At 66.4% G+C, this 16886-nt stretch carries 11 protein-coding genes; 9 read left to right on the forward strand and 2 right to left on the reverse strand.

The window, feature by feature from the left end:
• Positions 1-170 precede the first annotated feature (170 nt).
• Together FHR22_RS21480 and purD are read right to left on the reverse strand one after the other, a co-directional pair.
• The gene (locus FHR22_RS21480) at positions 171-866 is read right to left on the reverse strand and encodes a hypothetical protein (RefSeq protein ID WP_166946176.1); all 696 of its coding nucleotides are present in this window, start codon (positions 864-866) and stop codon (positions 171-173) included.
• Positions 867-926: 60 nt separating this feature from the next.
• Entirely contained in the window at positions 927-2204 is a 1278-nt protein-coding gene (gene purD / locus FHR22_RS21485; protein ID WP_166946178.1) for a phosphoribosylamine--glycine ligase, read from the reverse strand.
• Between purD and xseA the strand changes: the two genes are divergently transcribed.
• The 9 genes from xseA to FHR22_RS21530 all read left to right on the forward strand — a co-directional run bounded on the left by xseA (position 2203) and on the right by FHR22_RS21530 (position 16846).
• Positions 2203-3648 (forward strand): exodeoxyribonuclease VII large subunit, encoded by a 1446-nt coding sequence (gene xseA / locus FHR22_RS21490; protein WP_166946180.1) that lies wholly within the window; start codon positions 2203-2205, stop codon positions 3646-3648. The two genes, purD and xseA, sit on opposite strands and share 2 nt — an antisense overlap.
• 76 nt (positions 3649-3724) lie before the next feature.
• A complete protein-coding gene (locus FHR22_RS21495) occupies positions 3725-3937 on the forward strand; it encodes a DUF2093 domain-containing protein (RefSeq protein ID WP_166946182.1) in 213 nt (70 codons plus the stop codon).
• Entirely contained in the window at positions 3934-4872 is a 939-nt protein-coding gene (locus tag FHR22_RS21500; protein WP_166946184.1) for a M23 family metallopeptidase, read from the forward strand. The genes FHR22_RS21495 and FHR22_RS21500 overlap by 4 nt, the downstream gene beginning before the upstream one ends.
• A 267-nt stretch (positions 4873-5139) precedes the next feature.
• The gene (locus FHR22_RS21505; protein ID WP_166946186.1) at positions 5140-7983 is read left to right on the forward strand and encodes a TonB-dependent receptor domain-containing protein; all 2844 of its coding nucleotides are present in this window, start codon (positions 5140-5142) and stop codon (positions 7981-7983) included.
• A gap of 288 nt (positions 7984-8271) precedes the next feature.
• Positions 8272-11442: a TonB-dependent receptor domain-containing protein gene (locus tag FHR22_RS21510; RefSeq protein WP_341787202.1), complete on the forward strand. Its 3171-nt coding sequence runs from the start codon at positions 8272-8274 to the stop codon at positions 11440-11442.
• A 359-nt stretch (positions 11443-11801) separates the two neighbouring features.
• The gene (locus FHR22_RS21515; RefSeq protein WP_166946190.1) at positions 11802-13805 is read left to right on the forward strand and encodes a tetratricopeptide repeat-containing sulfotransferase family protein; all 2004 of its coding nucleotides are present in this window, start codon (positions 11802-11804) and stop codon (positions 13803-13805) included.
• Complete coding sequence (locus FHR22_RS21520) at positions 13802-14962, forward strand: aspartyl/asparaginyl beta-hydroxylase domain-containing protein (protein WP_341787204.1); 1161 nt, start codon at positions 13802-13804, stop codon at positions 14960-14962. Before FHR22_RS21515 ends, FHR22_RS21520 begins: the two co-directional genes overlap by 4 nt.
• A complete protein-coding gene (locus tag FHR22_RS21525; RefSeq protein WP_341787206.1) occupies positions 14959-16479 on the forward strand; it encodes a putative 2OG-Fe(II) oxygenase in 1521 nt (506 codons plus the stop codon). The genes FHR22_RS21520 and FHR22_RS21525 overlap by 4 nt, the downstream gene beginning before the upstream one ends.
• Before the next feature lie 70 nt (positions 16480-16549).
• Entirely contained in the window at positions 16550-16846 is a 297-nt protein-coding gene (locus FHR22_RS21530; protein WP_166946194.1) for a hypothetical protein, read from the forward strand.
• The last annotated feature ends 40 nt before the right edge of the window (positions 16847-16886 follow it).

Raw genomic sequence — 16886 nt, forward strand, 5'->3', positions numbered from 1 at the left:
CGCCGCGTCCTCGCGCAGTGCCGAATGGACGATGTCCATATCGGGGCTTTTTCGAGGGCAGCGACAGTTTTCGACGTCCAGCGGGACCCCGGATCAAGTCCGGGGTGACGATGAGGGGAACGGCAACTTCCGGCCGTAAACGGACCTGCCGGGCTCCTCCAACCGGCGGATCAGAGTTCGCCGCCGAGCGCGCCGTACTTCGCTTCGAACCCGGCCTTGTCGCCGCGCGCGAGATAGCCCGCCTGGTCGACGATATTGTCGCGCGCGATGCGGCCCTGGAAGGCGCCGAGCTGCGGATCGATCGTCGCGACGTCGGCGTCGGTCCAGTCGGCGATCTGCCGGAAGCTGGTGACGCCGAGGCCGCCGAGCAGCGCGACCATCTTGGGGCCGACGCCCTTCAGCAATTGCAGATTGTCGGTTTTCGCCGCCGCGGCGGCAGGGGCCGGTGCGGGAGCCGGAACGGTCGGTTCCTCGGGAACGATGGGCTCCGGTTCCGGCGCTGACGGCGGCGCGGGTTCGGGAGCGGGCGGTGTTTCGGCGGGGGGTGCTGCCGGGACCGACGGCTCTTCGGGGATGTCCAGCGCGGGCGCGGCCTTGGGGGCAGGGCGCGCCTTGGCAACGGGCTTGGCGAGCGGTGCGGGCGTCGGCGTCGGCGCGGGGGCCGGCGCGATCGGTTTGAAGCGCGCCGGTTCGGCGGCGACGATGTCGGGCTTGGCGGGTTCGAGCGGCTTGCGCGGTTCGGCTGCGGGAGCGACCGGCGGCGCGATTTCCTCCGGCTTCTTGCGGCGCAGCAGCCACCAGAGCAGCACGATCGCGACGACGAGGCCGACGACGGCGATGATCCAATTTTCCTGAAGCCAAATCATGATGAACTCCCTGCTTTCCGTCCAAGCCTATGCGTGCGCATTCGCCGCGTCCAGCGCGGCCTATTCGGCCTCGCGCGCGACCTCGCGCCAGCCGATGTCGCGGCGGCAGAAGCCGGTGGCGAAATCGAGCCTGTCGACCGCGGCATAGGCGCGCGCCTGCGCCTCGGTCACGGTGCGGCCGGTCGCGGTGACATTGAGCACGCGCCCGCCTGCCGCGACGATCACGCCATCGGCGCGTGCGGTCCCGGCGTGGAAGACCCGGACGCCGCCGGTCTCGGCCGCTGCGATCCCGCGAATGACGCCGCCTTTTTCGGGGGTCGCGGGATAGCCGTTCGCCGCCATCACCACCGTCAACGCATAATCGCTGGCAAAGGCCGGCGGCGCGGCGTCCGCGAGTTTGCCGGTCGCCGCCGCATGAAGCAGCGCGGCGAGATCGCCGGCATAGCGCATCATCAGCACCTGGCATTCGGGGTCGCCGAAGCGGCAATTATATTCGATCAGCTTCGGCCCCGCGTCGGTGAGCATCAGCCCGGCGAAGAGGACGCCGACATAGGGCGTGCCTTCGGCGGCGAGCGTTGCCACTGTCGGCCGGATGATGCGGTCCATGACCTGCGCTTCGAGGTCCGCGGTCAAAACCGGCGCGGGGCTGTACGCGCCCATGCCGCCGGTGTTCGGCCCGACATCGCCGTCGCCGACGCGCTTGTGATCCTGCGCGCTGCCGAAAGCGATGACGTCGGTGCCGTCGGAGAGCGCGAAGAAGCTCGCTTCCTCGCCGGTCATAAATTCCTCGATCACCACTTCGGCGCCCGCGCTGCCGAAGGCGCCATCGAACATGTCGTCGATCGCGGCTTCGGCCTCTTCCGGCGTCTCGGCGATGATCACGCCCTTGCCCGCGGCGAGGCCGTCGGCCTTGATCACGACGGGGATCGCAAAGCCTTCGAGCACCGCGCGCGCTTCTTCGGCGCTGGTGCAGCGGACATAGGCGGCGGTCGGGATCGAGGCGCGCGCGCACAGATCCTTGGTGAAGCCTTTCGATCCTTCGAGCCGCGCCGCGGCGGCGCTGGGGCCGAAGGTGGGGATGCCGATCTCGCGCAAGCGGTCGGCAAGACCCGCGACGAGCGGCGCTTCGGGGCCGACGACGACGAAATCGATCGCATGCGCCTTCACGAAGGCGATCAGGTCATCCAGATCGTCGGCGGCGATAGCGACGCATTCGGCGTGGGCTTCGATGCCGGGGTTGCCCGGTGCGGCATAGAGCTTGGCGCAGCTTGGCGATTGTGCCAACTGCCAGCTGAGCGCATGTTCGCGGCCCCCCGAGCCCACCAGCAGGATATTCATGTCTGTCCCTTTTCCCGATCCGGCGTCCGACGATGGCACCGAAGCGCGGCTGTTAGCCGAGGCGGCGCCCGGCGACAATGTTCCGCCGCTGTCGGTCAGCCAATTGTCGGCGGCGATCAAGCGCACGGTCGAGGACGGCTTTGCGCGCGTGCGCGTGCGCGGCGAGCTGTCGGGCGCGAAACGCGCCGCGTCGGGGCATTTCTATGCGGCGCTCAAAGACGATAATGCGCTGATCGACATGGTGATGTGGAAGGGGCAGGCGGGGCGGCTCGCCTTCCGGCCCGAAGACGGGATCGAGGTGATCGCGACCGGCAAGCTCACCACTTACCCCGGCCGCTCCAAATATCAGCTGGTCGTCGACACGCTCGAGGTCGCGGGCGAGGGCGCGTTGATGCTGTTGTTCGAAAAGCTGAAGGCGCGGCTCGGCGCCGAGGGGCTGTTCGACCGCGAGCGTAAACAGCGCCTGCCCGTGCTGCCGCGCACGATCGGGGTCGTCACCTCGCCGACCGGCGCGGTGATTCGCGACATTCTCCACCGCCTCGCCGATCGCTGTCCGACGCATGTTATCGTCTGGCCGGTGCTGGTGCAGGGCGACGGCGCCGCGGCGCAGGTAGCCAATGCCGTGCGCGGTTTCGACGCGATCCGTCCGGGCGGGCCGGTGCCGCGCCCCGACCTGGTCATCGTCGCGCGCGGCGGCGGCTCGATCGAGGATCTGTGGGCGTTCAACGAAGAGATTGTGGTGCGCGCGATCGCCGACTGCCGGATTCCGACGATCAGCGCGGTGGGGCACGAGACCGATGTTACCCTCGCCGACCATGCCGCCGACGTGCGCGCGCCGACCCCGACCGCCGCCGCCGAAATGGCGGTACCGGTGCGTGCCGAGCTCACCGCGCAGCTTGCGACATGGGGCGGACGGATCATCGGCGCCGCGAACCGGCATCATGCGCTGGGCAGCGAGCGGCTGGTCGCGCTCGCGCGTCATCTGCCGCGCCGCGAGGCGCTCTATGCGCCGCAGCGCCAGCGGCTCGACGATCATGGCGACCGGCTCGATCGCGCGCAGCGCCACCGGCTCGCGGTGATATCGGAACGGCTGGCGACGCGCGGTGCGGCGCTGCGCCCCGCCCTGCTCGCGCGCCGCTGGGATCGCGACCGCGCCTTGATCGAAGGGCTGGGGCGGCTGCTGGGCAGCCTCGATCCGCGCGCCTTGTTGTCGCGCGGCTATGCGATGGTGCGTGATAGCGGCGGCGCGATCGTGACGACCGCCGGCAAGGCGCGCGGTGCGGGGCATTTGCGGCTGCAGTTCGCCGATGGCGAGGTGCCGGTGCAGATCAGCGACGGCGATCTGCTGCCGCCGCCTTCATCATCATCGCCGCCGGACGCGCCCAAACCGGCGCGCAAACCGCCAGCGGCATCGCCGGGGCGAGGGCAGGGTGAGCTCTTCTGAATCGTCCGGGGGTGGCCGCAAGACGCGATGCTGTTATAGTCGGAGGCTAACCCGCCTGCCATATGGATCCCGAATCATGCTGATCGCCAGCCGCAACCGCCTCGCCACGCTCCAGTACGGGCCCAATGGCTTTCGCATCGTGTCGCCGGGCGACCATGTGCTGTGCGCGGTGACCGGCGCGGCGATCGGGCTCGAAGAATTGCGCTATTGGTCGGTGGCGCGGCAGGAACCCTATGCCACCGCCGCGATCTCGGTGCAGGCAGCGCTGGACGATATCCGCAGCGCATGAGCGGCCGGACGTACCGCGCCCGTTGCACGGCCGCCTTGCCCCTGCTCCTCGTCACCGCGAGCTGCGTTCCGCCCGCCGACACACCCGCGCCATCGCCGCCGCCCGCCGCCAGCCCGGCGCCGGTCCCTTCGTCTCCGGCCCCAACCCCGGCCCCGCCGCGCGCGCCGGTGCGCCATGATTTCGTCCTGCGCGGCGCCGCCGAACAGGGCGGAGTGCTGATCGGCCAGGTGCCGGGCGATACCCGGACGCTGACGCTGGACGGCAAGGCGGTGCCGGTCGCCGCCGACGGCAGCTTCCTCATCGCATTCGACCGCGACGCCGAAACCGGCCAGCGCCTCGTCGCGACGCTCGCCGACGGCCGCGCGGTCGAGCGCTTCCTTCCCGTCGCCGCCGGTAGCTGGCGGATTGAAAATATCAATGCACCCTATCGCGGCAGCGCGTCGAGCGACGCCGAATTCGAACGCCGCCGCCCCGCCGAACTGGCCCAGATCGCCGAGGCGCGTCGCGTCGATCATGCGTCGGACGGCTGGCGGCAACGCTTTCGCTGGCCGGTGACCGGGCGCCTGTCGGGCTTCTTCGGATCGCAGCGCGTCTATCAGGGCAAGCCCGGTAGCTATCATGGCGGTACCGACGTCGCGGTGCCGGCGGGGACACCCTTCGTCGCCCCCGCCGACGGCGTCGTCGTCCTCGCCGCCGCCGCGCCCTTCACGCTCGAGGGCAATCTGCTGATCGTCGATCATGGCATGGGTTTGAACAGCGCCTTCCTCCATTGCCAGCGGCTCGACGTGAAGGTCGGCGACCGCGTGGTCCAGGGGCAGCAGCTGGGGACGGTCGGCCGCACCGGCCGCGCCACGGGCCCGCACATGCATTGGGGCCTCAAATGGCGCGACGCGCGTCTCGACCCCGGAAAACTCGCGGGACCGATGGGGAATTGATCACCGCCATTTCGGTTGAAATCGTATCCGATGAAACAAAATTTCGCGGAACGGCCCAACTGGCGACAGAGAATTTCGCGATGTTTCCAATGTGTTGCAAATCCATCACTATAGTCTTCGAAACGTCATACAGCCGGGCAAATCTTCTTTACTCCCGATGAGAGAGGTCTCATTTCGCGACCCATCGGGGCGCATTTTTTGCGCAGATGCATGGCATCTGCGCGGCACGTCCCCGTATTCACTCATCCGGTAGCAAGGGACTGCTCTGTGAAATCTCAATTCTCTAAACTGAAAATCGGCGTCGCGCCCCTCGTGCTTGGCGCGGCCCTGATTTCCGCCCCTGCGTTCGCGCAGGACACCGCCGCAGACGATGATGCCGCTTCGGGCGAAACGATCGTCGTCACCGGTTCGCGCATCGCGCGCCCGGATCTGGAAAACAGCGCCCCCGTCGCGGTTCTGGGTGAAGCCCAGCTTGACCAGCAGGGGCTCAAGAACTTCGCCGACATCGCGGCGCAGAACCCCCAGTTCGCCCCGTCGTTCGGCGCGTCGCGTACGCAGTCGACCTTCTCGGGTTCGGCTGATTCGGGCCTGAACCTCGTCAACCTGCGCAACCTCGGCGCCAACCGTTCGCTCGTCCTGATCAACGGTCGCCGCGTGCCGGGCGGCAGCCCGACCGACACCTACGTCGATTTCAACACGCTGACGACCGCGAATATCAAGGAAGTGCAGGTCCTGACCGGCGGCGCTTCGGCCATCTACGGCTCGGACGCCGTTGCCGGCGTGATCAACATCATCACCAAGAAGGATTTCGAAGGTCTCGAGGTAGGCGCCAGCTACGGCATTTCGCAGCGCGGCGACAACAAGAACCCGAGCGCTTACCTGATGTTCGGTTCGAAGCTTGCCGATCGTGGTCACATCCTGGTGACCGCCGAATATGACTATCAGGGTTTCGTTGGCTGTTCGTCGCGCTATCTCTGCGCGCAGGATTTCGCCTGGACCGATCCCGAAGTTGGACCGCGCCGTGGTCCCGCAGTATATTCGGGCGTGCCGTTGGGTGGCCGTTTCTTCGCCGGCGACGGCAGCTTCACCAACCGCAATGGCGACTTCGTCCAGTTCTCGGTTCCGATCGACGGATATAACCGTAATGCGCGCCGTACGCTCGCCATTCCGACGAAGCGCATGATGTTCTCGGCCGAGGCCGAATATGCGGTCAGTGATTCGGTCAACGTCTTCATGGAAGCGAGCTATGGCCGCTCGACGACCACGGGCCTGTTCGAAGCGGCGCCGTTCTCTTCGGATACCAACCTGTTCGGCGGCGTGCTCGAAGCGACGATTCCTTACGACAATCCCTTCCTGCCCGACGCGGTGAAGGCGGCCTATACGCCGGACCAGATCGCCAATGGCATCACCTGGTGGCAGCGTTTCCAGGACCTGGGTGAGCGCGGCTCGACCAACGAGCGTCAGACCGTGCGCATCGTCGCCGGCCTGAACGGCGACTTCGAGCTGCTCAAGGACCGCAACTGGCACTGGGAAGTCAGCTATGTCTATGGCCGTACCTCGCTGAACAGCAAGACCGAGGGTCTCGTTGGCACCGATCGCCTCTATTACGGTCTGCGCGTCGAGGCGGATCCCGCCAACCCCGGCGGCTATCGCTGCATGGACGCCGGCGCACGCGCCGCGGGCTGCGTCGCGATCAATCCCTTCGCTCCCTATACGCAGGAAATGAAGGATTATCTCGTCGTCTCGGCTGGTCAGCAGGGCCGCAGCGTCCTGCACGATGCGAACGCCTATGTGACGGGTGAACTGTTCGATCTGCCCGGCGGTCCGGTCAGCATCGCGCTGGGTGCCGAATATCGCAGCTTCTCGGGCTTCCTCGACTATGACGACGCGATCGAAGGCGGCCTGACCACCGGCAACCAGATCGGCGACGTCGACTTCGTCAAGTCGACGGTCAAGGAAGCCTATGTCGAGGCAGTTCTGCCGGTCCTGTCGGATATGGCGTTCGCCAAGCGTCTGACGATCGAAGGCGCGTTCCGTATTTCGGATCCCAATCGCGGCAAGAATTACGAAACGTGGAAATATGGCGGCACCTGGGAACCCGTTGACGGTGTAAGCTTCCGCGTGATGCGCAGCCGCTCTGTTCGCGCCCCGGTTCCGAGCGATCTGTCGGGCATCGGCCAGACCTTCGGTACGGTCAACGATCCCTGCACTGCGGCGCGCCGCAATGCCAATGCGACGCGCGCCGCGAACTGCGCCGCCGATGGCATCCCCGCCAACTATGATCCGCCGCTGACGGTGGAGCAGGGCGTTCAGGGCTTCGTTGGCGGTAACGCGGATCTCGAGCCGGAAAAGGCGACGACGCTGACCTATGGTGTCGCGCTCCGGCCGACCTTCCTGCCCGGCTTCTCGCTGACCGTCGACCGCTTCGACATCAAGATCAAGGATCTGATCTCGACCGTGGGTCGCCAGGAACAGGCTGACCTGTGCTACGACACGACCGACCGGCTGTTCTGCGACCAGTTGACGCGCGGTACGGATCCGGCGGTTCCGGGTGCGAACTATGTGCTCGAATCCGTGAACGACCAACTGCTCAACGTGGCGACGCTGCGGGTCAAGGGTATCGACGTCGATGCGCGCTATGCCTTCAACGTCGGCGGCGGACGCATCAACCTGCAGGGTGTGGCGACGATCTACGACAAGGCAACGAAGGTCGCCATCCCGGGCCAGGATCCGGTCAAGTATGACGGCACCATCGGCGGTTCGACCTCCGACCAGGGTTGGCCGACGTGGCAGGGCACGCTGAACTTCAACTACAAGCTTGATGATTTCGCGTTCAACTACCACTTCCGCTACATTCCGAAGACGGAAGCAGCCGTGGGTGTCAAGGAAGCGGGCTTCCCCGATATTCCGGCGCAGAGCTACAGCGATATTCGCCTGAGCTACAACGTCAACAAGCAGTATGAGTTCTACTTCGGTGTGAACAACCTGTTCGACAACAGCCCGCCGTTCTTCCCGACGGGCACCGCCGGCACGCAGGCGCTGGACACCATCCCTGCCTATTACGATGTCTTCGGACGGTCGTTCTATGCCGGCATCAAGGCGAACTTCTGATCGAAGTCGCCGAAGCTGCGCGGTGAACCGGGCAGCGAAGCACAAAATGAAGGAGGGCGGCTGATTCAGCCGCCCTCTTTTTTTGATTGGCGGCGGTGAGAGAGGCGTGCGCGAAGGTTGTTGCAAATGCGCCACAATGGCCCGCGAAACGTCAAGCCGGCCGGGAAATTTCCTTTACTCAACATGAACAACGGCTCATCCCCTCGCAATCGGGGCCCCAGCATGCAGGCTGAAACTCACCTTGGCGGGGCCTGGGTATGTCGTAACTCAGTAGCAAGGGACTGCACTGTGAAAACCACCCACATTTCGAAACTGAAACTCGGCGCCGCGCCGCTCGTGCTCGGCATGGGGCTCGTCGCGTTCGCGCACCCCGCGATGGCGCAGGATGCCGTCGACGACGGGGCTGCTGCCGAAGAAACTATCGTCGTCACCGGCTCGCGTATTCCGCAGGCCAATCTGGAAGGCGCCGCGCCGATCACCGTGGTGACCAACGAAGACCTCAAGCTGCAGGGCACGACGCGCGTCGAGGACATGCTGAACTCGCTGCCGTCGGTTTTCGCCAGCCAGGCTTCGGGCCTCGCCAATGGCGCCGACGGTACCGCGTCGGTCGACCTTCGCGGCCTCGGCACCACCCGCACGCTCAGCCTCGTCAACGGCCGCCGCCTGCTGCCGGGCGATCCGAGCCCCGGAAGCGGTTCGGCCGCCGACATCAACATGATTCCCGCCGCGCTGCTCAAGAACGTCCAGGTCCTGACCGGCGGCGCTTCGGCGACCTATGGTGCCGACGCGGTCGCGGGCGTCGTCAACTTCGTCATGGACACCGACTTCACCGGTTTCCGCCTCGACGGCCAGTACAGCGTCTATCAGCATAATAACCGCAACAAGCTGACGCCGCCGCTGCTCGATGCGCGCGGCTTCGGCTATCCGCGCGGCAGCGTCGTCGATGGCGGCACGATCGACGTCACCGCGACCTTCGGCGCCGCGTTCGACGACGGCCGCGGCCACATCGTCGCCTATGCCGGCTATCGCAAGGCGAAGGAGGTGCTCCAGTCCCGCCGCGACTATAGCGCCTGTACGATCCAGAATACCGGCGGCGGCGCCCCGAACTGCGGCGGCTCGCTGACCAACTCGTCGGGCACGGCGCTGGTCTTTGTTCCGAAGCGGAACAATGCTGGAGAGGTCATCCCCGGCTTTACGTCGACGGCTTACACGTTCATGCCGGGCCGCGGCTTCGAGAACACCACGACGCGTTACAATTTCGCGCCGACCAATCATTTCCAGCGTCCGGACGAACGCTATACGGCCGGCCTGTTCGCGAACTACGAGATCAATGAATCGATCAAGCCCTATCTCGAATTCATGTTCATGGACGACCGCACGGTTGCCCAGATCGCGCCGTCGGGCAACTTCGGCAACACGCTGACCGTCAACTGCGACAATGCGCTGATGTCGGATGTGCAGCGGAACGTCATCTGCGGCCCGGTGGGCAGCACCAACTACTACAACCTGATCAATGGCTATATCGGCAACTTCCCGACCGCGATCGGGGCCGGTTACAACCCGAATCCCGGCGCCGATGCACTGGTGTTCACCGATTCGCTCGGCAACACCTATAATCAGGCGTTCATGCAGGTACTGCGCCGCAACGTCGAAGGCGGCCCGCGCACGAGCGACCTTCAGCACACCAATTACCGCGCGGTGATCGGGACGAAGGGCGATCTCGGCAAGGCCTGGTCGTACGACACCTATTATCAATATGGCCGTTCGAACTACAGTCAGGTCTATTCGAACGAATTCTCGGCGGCGCGGCTGGGCCGGGCGCTGAATGTCGTCGATGAGGGTATGGTGCGCAACGGCGTCGCCAACGGCAATATCGTCTGCCGGTCGGTCATCGACGGCAGCGATCCGAACTGCATTCCATACGACATCTTCAACGGCGCCGGCGGAGCCAGCCCCGAATCGATCGCCTATCTGTCGGCCACCGGCTTCCAGAAGGGTTACACGTCGGAGCAGGTCTTCAACGCCTCGCTGACCGGTCAGCTCGGCGAATATGGCTTCAAGACGCCGTGGGCGGACGATGGCGTCGGGGTCAACTTCGGCTTCGAATGGCGCAAGGAGTCGCTCGAGCTCAAGACCGACGAAGCGTTCGCGACGGGTGACCTGACCGGGCAGGGTGGCGCGACGCTGCCGCTGTCGGGCAGCTTCCGGGTTTATGAATTCTTCGCCGAAACGCAGATTCCGCTGGTCCAGGACAATTTCATCTATGACCTGACCTTCAGCGGCGGCTATCGCAAATCCTATTACCGGACGAGCGCCGACCGGAAATATGATACCGATACCTTCAAGCTGCAGCTCGAACTGGCACCGATCCGCGACATCCGGTTCCGCGGTTCGTACAACCGTGCAGTTCGCGCACCGAACATCCAGGAACTGTTCGCGACCCCGACCGTCGGTCTCAACGGTGCGAGCGATCCGTGCTCCGGCGCCCCGATCACCGCGACCGACTATGGCTGTCTCGCGCAGGGGTTCATCGTGGGCCAGGGCACGGCCGAAAACCCGGCCGGCCAGTATAACGGCCTGCTTGGTGGCAACCCGGACCTGAAGCCCGAAACGGCGACGACGAAGACCTTCGGCGTCGTGCTGCAACCGAGCTTCCTGCCGCGCTTCTCGCTGACCGTCGACTGGTTCGACATCAAGCTGAAGGACGCGATCCAGCCGCCGGCACAGGATGCAATCCTGAAAGATTGTTCGCTGAATGCCACTGCGACGTTCACGCCCTTTTCGTGCGGCTTGATCAACCGTGATGCGGCAGGGTCGCTCTGGCTGACGCCCGATGGCTATGTCGACAATACGCCGTCGAACCTCGGCAAGCTTCGCACCAAGGGGCTCGAAATCGGCGCCGGCTATAACCACGAGATCGGCAGTGCCGGGACGCTGTCGTTCAGCTTCAATGGCACCTATCTCGACGAATATAGTGTCGATAACGGGATCACCGACCCTTACGACTGCGCCGGCTACTACGGCCCGGTCTGCTCGTCGGGCGGTACGACGGCGGGCGGCGCGATGCTGCCGAAATGGCGCCACAAGCTGCGCACGACCTTCCAGATGGCGAACGGTGTCGGCATTTCGCTGCAATGGCGCTATGTCGGCAAGGTCAAGGCCGAAACGCTCAGCGACAGCCAGTCGCTGCACAGCGACGCTCGGTTCAACCCGGGCGAGCGTCTGAAGGCGTATAACTACTTCGATCTGGCGACCACTTTCGCCGTGTCGGACAATTATACCTTCCGCCTGGGCGTTAACAACATCCTCGACAAGCAGCCGCCGCTGGTGACGTCGGGCAACGCCGGCGTCGACGGCACGAACCTGTGCCCGACCGGTCCGTGCAACGGCAACACCTATCCGGCGGGCTATGACGCCCTCGGCCGCTATATCTTCGCGGGCGTGTCGCTGGACTTCTAAGCTTCGGCTTTTATCCTTAAGAAGGGGCGGCGGGTCTTCGGACCGGTCGCCCCTTTTTCTTTGACCTGACTAGGGTCCGTACTCCATTACTGCGTCGTCGAGGTTTGAAGCAAAATGGCTCAGTGCGAGGAGAGAAGGCGAAGACATATGTCAATATTTCGAGACTTCTCGACGAAGCACTGGGCCATTTTGATCAAATCCCCCCTCCGTTTAAATGGGGGGGGCGCCCAAATGGCTTCCATCTCGGCCCGAAAGCCGCTTGCAAGGGCAACCAGCCCTCGCGGCGCGTCTTTCGGCCCGAGTTGTTCGCCATTTGGGCGCCTCGACGACGCTGCAATGGCGTACGGACCCTAGTGCCCATGCTCGATTCCCGAACCGCCGACGTGCTGAAGCAGGCCGTCGGTGCTGCCCAGGCGGGCGAAATCGAACGCGCGCGCGCGATTGCCGAAGGCGCCTTGGCGACCGGCGGCGACGGGGTAGCGCTCAACGCGTTTCTCGGCATGCTGCTGGCGCGGTCGGGCGACCTTGCGGGCGCGGCGCGTCATCTCGCAACGGCGCATCGGGGGCGGCCATCCGATGCGACGATCGCCTGCAACCTGATCGCGGTGCTGATCGACACGGGCGAGCTTGCTCAGGCGTTCGACGTCGCGACGCGGGATCTTGCGCGCGCGGATTCGACCTTGCGGGTGGCGCGCTATCGCGGTTTCATTTCGCAATCGCTCGAACGCTTTCCCGACGCCGTCGAAGCCTATGAGCAGGTCGTCACCGGCGCCCCCGACGATTTCGAAAGCTGGAACAATCTGGGCAACGCACGGTCGGCGACCGGCGACCTGGAGGGCAGCGTCGTTGCACTCGAACGCGCGATGGCGCTCAATTCGCTCGCACCGCCGACGCGGCTCAACCTGGCGGTCGCGTGGCGGTCGGTCGGGCGCGATGAGGAGGCCGAGGCGCTGCTCAAGCGCACGGTCGAGGAATTTCCGGGCGATGCCCGCGCCCTTCATGAACTCTATGTCCAGTACAAGAAGGAGGGACGGCAGGATGAGGCGATGGCGGCGATCGAGGGCGCCGTCGCGCTCGACCCGGACAATGCCAATCTCCAGCTGAAATTCGGGGTCGAATGCGGGCTTCTGCACCGTACCGCAGAGGCCGAGCAGGCCTTCCGCAAGGCGATCGCCGCCGACCCGTCGCTGACCGATGCCTATCTGGGGCTGACGGTTCAATATGAGCATAGCAATCGCGAAGAGGAATTTGCGCCGCTGATCGCGATGGCCGAAGCCCATGGTCTGGACGACGGGGCGCTCGCCTTCATGCGCGCGTTCGAACTGCGGCGCGCCAAGCGCTTCGACGAGGCGCTCGCGAGCCTGGATCTGGTGCCCGCCGACATGGAAGCCGAACGCGCCACCCATTTGCGCGGCCAGTTGCTCGACCGGCTGGGCCGTGTCGACGAGGCGTTCGAGGCTTTCAGTGCGACCACCCGTCTGCATATGACGTCGCCGACGCAGCCGCTGGAGCGGGCTGCGGCGCTGCGCGAAAAATTGCGCGGCGAACTCGACCTGCTGACGCCTGAATGGACGGCGAGCTGGCCCGACGCGCGCGAAGGGGCCGGACGGTCCGATCCCGTGTTTCTGCTGGGCTTTCCGCGCTCGGGAACGACGCTGCTCGACACGATATTGATGGGCCACCCCGGAACGACGGTGCTCGAAGAGCAGCCGCCGCTGAACAATGTCGACAAGCATATCGGCGGGATGACGAACATCCCGGAGCTCGACGCTGCGGCGGTCGACGATGCGCGGCACCTTTATTTCGACGAGGTGGCCAAGGTCGCGCCCGCACCGTTCGATCCCGCGCGAATGCTGATCGACAAATCGCCGCTGTTCCTGTCGAAGGCGGTGCTGATCCAGCGATTATTCCCGGAAGCGCGCTTCATCCTCGCGCTCCGCCATCCGTGCGACGTGCTGCTCAGCTGCTTCATGAGCAATTTCCGGCTCAACGATGCGATGTCGAATTTCCTGCGGCTCGAGGATGCGGCCGAATTTTATGATCTGACCTTCCAGCATTGGGAACGGGCGCGGTCGCTGTTCGCGCTGAACGTCCACACGATCGTCTATGAACGGCTGGTCGAGGATGTAGAGACCGAGGTGCGGCCGCTGTTCGATTTCCTCGGGCTCGAATGGCATGCCGATGCGCTCGACCACCGGACCACCGCCAAGGCGCGCGGGCTGATCACCACCGCCAGCTATGCGCAGGTCGTCGAACCGATCTACAAGCGCGCGGCCGGGCGATGGGAGGGGTATCGCCGCCATCTCGAACCGATCCTTCCGGTGCTGCGCCCATGGGCCGAAAAATTCGGGTACGACATGTGACGCGCGATCGCGCCGCGCTGCTCGCCGACGCCGACCGCGCGCTCGCGGCACAGGATTTCGGCGGCGCGGCGACCTTGCTCGAAGCGGCGGCGGCGATCGGCGACGGCGATATCGCGATCATGCTGCGGCTGGCGGGTGCCCATCGCGCCCGCGGACACCCGCGCGTCGCGCTCGATGCCGTGCACCGTGCGCTCGCGCTCGCGCCGCTCGACTTCATGGCGCTGACGATGCGGGCGAGCCTGCTCGACCAGACGGGCGACCCGCAGGCCGGCGAAGCCTGGGGCCATGCCATCGCCCAGAAACCCCGGGAGGCGCTGCCGCCCCAACTGGCGGCGGTGCTGGCCGAAGGCGAACGGCGGCACGCGCACTGGCTCGACGCGCGCGAGGCGCGCTGGGCCGAGCGGATGGCCGATGCCGAAAGCCGCGCCGATGCGGAGGCGCGTGCGCGGATCGAGCGGTTCCGCAGCAATGCGCTGCGCCGGACGCGGCCCTATCATAGCGAACCGACGCATTTTCATTTTCCGGGCCTGCGCGAGCGCGAATTCCATCCGCGCAGCCTGTTTCCCTGGCTCGCCGGGATCGAGGCGGCGACCGAAACCATCGCCGCCGAACTGGTTGCGGTGATGGCCGCCGAACGCACCGAACTGGTGCCCTACGTCCAATATGCGGCGCACCAGCCGCTCGACCAGTGGCGCGCGCTCAACCACAATCCCGACTGGACCGCGATCCATCTGCTGCGCGGGGGCCGGCGGATCGAGGCCAATGCGCGGCATTGTCCCGATACGCTGGCGTTGCTCGACGGGCTGGGACAGCCCAAAATTGCCGGCGCGTCGCCCAATGCGATGTTCTCGCTGCTCGCGCCCGGGACCGCCATCCCGCCGCACGTCGGCTATAATAATGCGCGGCTCGTCTGCCACCTGCCGCTGATCGTGCCCGAGGGTTGCTGGTTCCGCGTCGGCGCGGAAACGCGCGACTGGCGGCGCGGCGAGGCGTTCGTGTTCGACGACACGATCGAGCATGAGGCGATGAACCCCAGCGACCGGCTGCGTGTCGTCTTCATTTTCGATCTTTGGCACCCCGACCTTGGATCCGCCGAGCGCGAGGCGGTCGCTGCGCTGATCGCGAGCGACGCGGGCAATGTGCCGGAGAGCATGTGAGTTTCGCGCGCCGGCTGGCATCGGTTCGCGCCGGACAGGCCGGCGCCGACGACATCGGCGAGCTCGCCAGCCTGGCGCTTGATGAAGGCGAAGAGGAAGCGGCGCTGCCCTGGGTCATGGTGGCGGCGGACCGAGCGCGATCGGCGCGGCTCTGGCAATGGGCCGGGCTGCTGCACCGCGCGCTCGACGCGCATCAGGCGGCGCTCGATGCCTTCGCTGCGGCAGCGCGGCTGGCGCCCGCCGACGCGGGCATCGCGCACGGCCGCGCGCGCATTGCGATGGAGGCGGGGCTCGATGCGGTGGCGCTGTTCGAAACGGCCGAGCGGCTGGGACCGCCGAGCAGCGATATCCTGACCGGCCTCGCGGCGGCGCGCTGGGCGGCGGGACGCGGCGAAGAAGCCGAAGCCGCGCTCGCTGCGATCGTCGCGCAGGTGCCGCTGTGGATCGCGGGGCATCTCCAGCTTGCGCAACTCCGCGCCCTGATGGGACGGCCCGCCGAGGCAAGCGCTTCGTTCGAACGGGCGCTGGTGCGGGAGCCCGGCTCGCTCGCATTGTGGCATGGCTTGCTCGACCTTTCGCTGCGCCGCGAGGATTATGCGGCGCTCGCCGAAGCGGCGGCGCGGGCCGAAAGGGCCGGGGTATCGGCCGCCGACGTCGCCGGCCATGCCGCGATCGCCGCCGCCGAACTGGGCGATACCGGGCGGGCCGACCGCCTGTTCGCGGCCATTTCCGACGATGCGACGGGCCCCGCGCTCAACCTGTGGCGCGTGCGTCACCTGCTGCGGACGGGGCGGGCGGGGGAGGCCGATGCGCTGATCGATCGTGAAATCGAAGCGGGCGGACCCCGGCGCGCCGCGATCTGGCCCTATGCGGCGCTGGCATGGCGGTTGGCGGGCGATCCGCGCCATGACTGGCTCGTCGGCGATCCCCGGTTGGTGCGGCGGTTCGACCTTCGCGATCGCCTGCCTCCGCTGGACGATCTGGCGTCGCATCTGCGCTCGCTGCACGTCGCCGGCGGCGAATATCTCGACCAGTCGGTCCGCGGCGGCACCCAGACCGACGGGCCGCTCTTCGCACGGGTCGATCCGGTCATCCGCGCGCTGCGCACCGCGATCGTCGCGGCGGTCGAAACCTATGTTTCCGGATTGCCGCCGCGCGATGCCGGTCACCCGCTGCTGGCGCCGCGCCGCGACCGGCGCCCGCGCTTTGCCGGCAGCTGGTCGGTGCGGCTGCGGGGCGGCGGTTATCATGCCAACCATGTCCATCCGCAGGGCTGGATCAGTTCGGCGCTCTATGTCGCAGTGCCGTCCCGCCGCCCGGACGACGCCCCCGATGCCGGATGGCTGGCGCTGGGCGAACCCGATGCGGCGCTGGGGTTGCCGCTGCCCGCGACGCAGCTGGTCGAGCCCGTGCCCGGGCGGCTGGTGCTGTTCCCATCGTGGCTATGGCACGGGACGCGGCCGTTCGGCGACGGCGAGCGCCTGACGATGGCCTTCGACGTCGCGCCGCCGCGATGATGGAAAAGACTTGGCCGGTCGCAGAGGAAAGCATAAAGTAGCGTTATGCAATGATTTGAAGGCTCCATTGATGTCTAAAATTCGATTGATACCGCTTGCCGCGCTGCTCGCTTGCGCGGCGATACCCGCCGCCACGCTGGCGGCCGATCCCGCGCCGGCCGGCGCGGCGACCGCGAAGCCAAAGGCGGTCGCCGGCAAGAAGGGCACCGACCCGAACGAGGTCGTGTGCCGCAAGGAAGAGGTGCTGGGCAGCCGCCTGCAGACGCGCAGGGTCTGCATGACGCGCAGCGAATGGGCCGACGCGCGCAACGATACGCGCGGCGTTATCGAAAGGGCGCAGGTTCAGCGTGCCCAGACGACGCAATAGGCAGGCGAACGGCGCCCGGCTAATATGACGGCGCGCCGCC

The organism is Sphingopyxis panaciterrae (assembly GCF_011762125.1).
In the GTDB taxonomy this organism is placed as follows: Bacteria; Pseudomonadota; Alphaproteobacteria; order Sphingomonadales; family Sphingomonadaceae; genus Sphingopyxis; species Sphingopyxis panaciterrae.

What these genes read in the sequence shown, in the direction of transcription:
- xseA (WP_166946180.1), top strand. Translation starts at nt 2,203, where the DNA reads ATGTCTGTCCCTTTTCCCGATCCGGCGTCCGACGATGGCACCGAAGCG.
- FHR22_RS21530 (WP_166946194.1), top strand. Translation starts at nt 16,550, where the DNA reads ATGTCTAAAATTCGATTGATACCGCTTGCCGCGCTGCTCGCTTGCGCG.
- purD (WP_166946178.1), bottom strand. Translation starts at nt 2,204, where the DNA reads ATGAATATCCTGCTGGTGGGCTCGGGGGGCCGCGAACATGCGCTCAGC.
- FHR22_RS21515 (WP_166946190.1), top strand. Translation starts at nt 11,802, where the DNA reads ATGCTCGATTCCCGAACCGCCGACGTGCTGAAGCAGGCCGTCGGTGCT.
- FHR22_RS21495 (WP_166946182.1), top strand. Translation starts at nt 3,725, where the DNA reads ATGCTGATCGCCAGCCGCAACCGCCTCGCCACGCTCCAGTACGGGCCC.
- FHR22_RS21500 (WP_166946184.1), top strand. Translation starts at nt 3,934, where the DNA reads ATGAGCGGCCGGACGTACCGCGCCCGTTGCACGGCCGCCTTGCCCCTG.
- FHR22_RS21480 (WP_166946176.1), bottom strand. Translation starts at nt 866, where the DNA reads ATGATTTGGCTTCAGGAAAATTGGATCATCGCCGTCGTCGGCCTCGTC.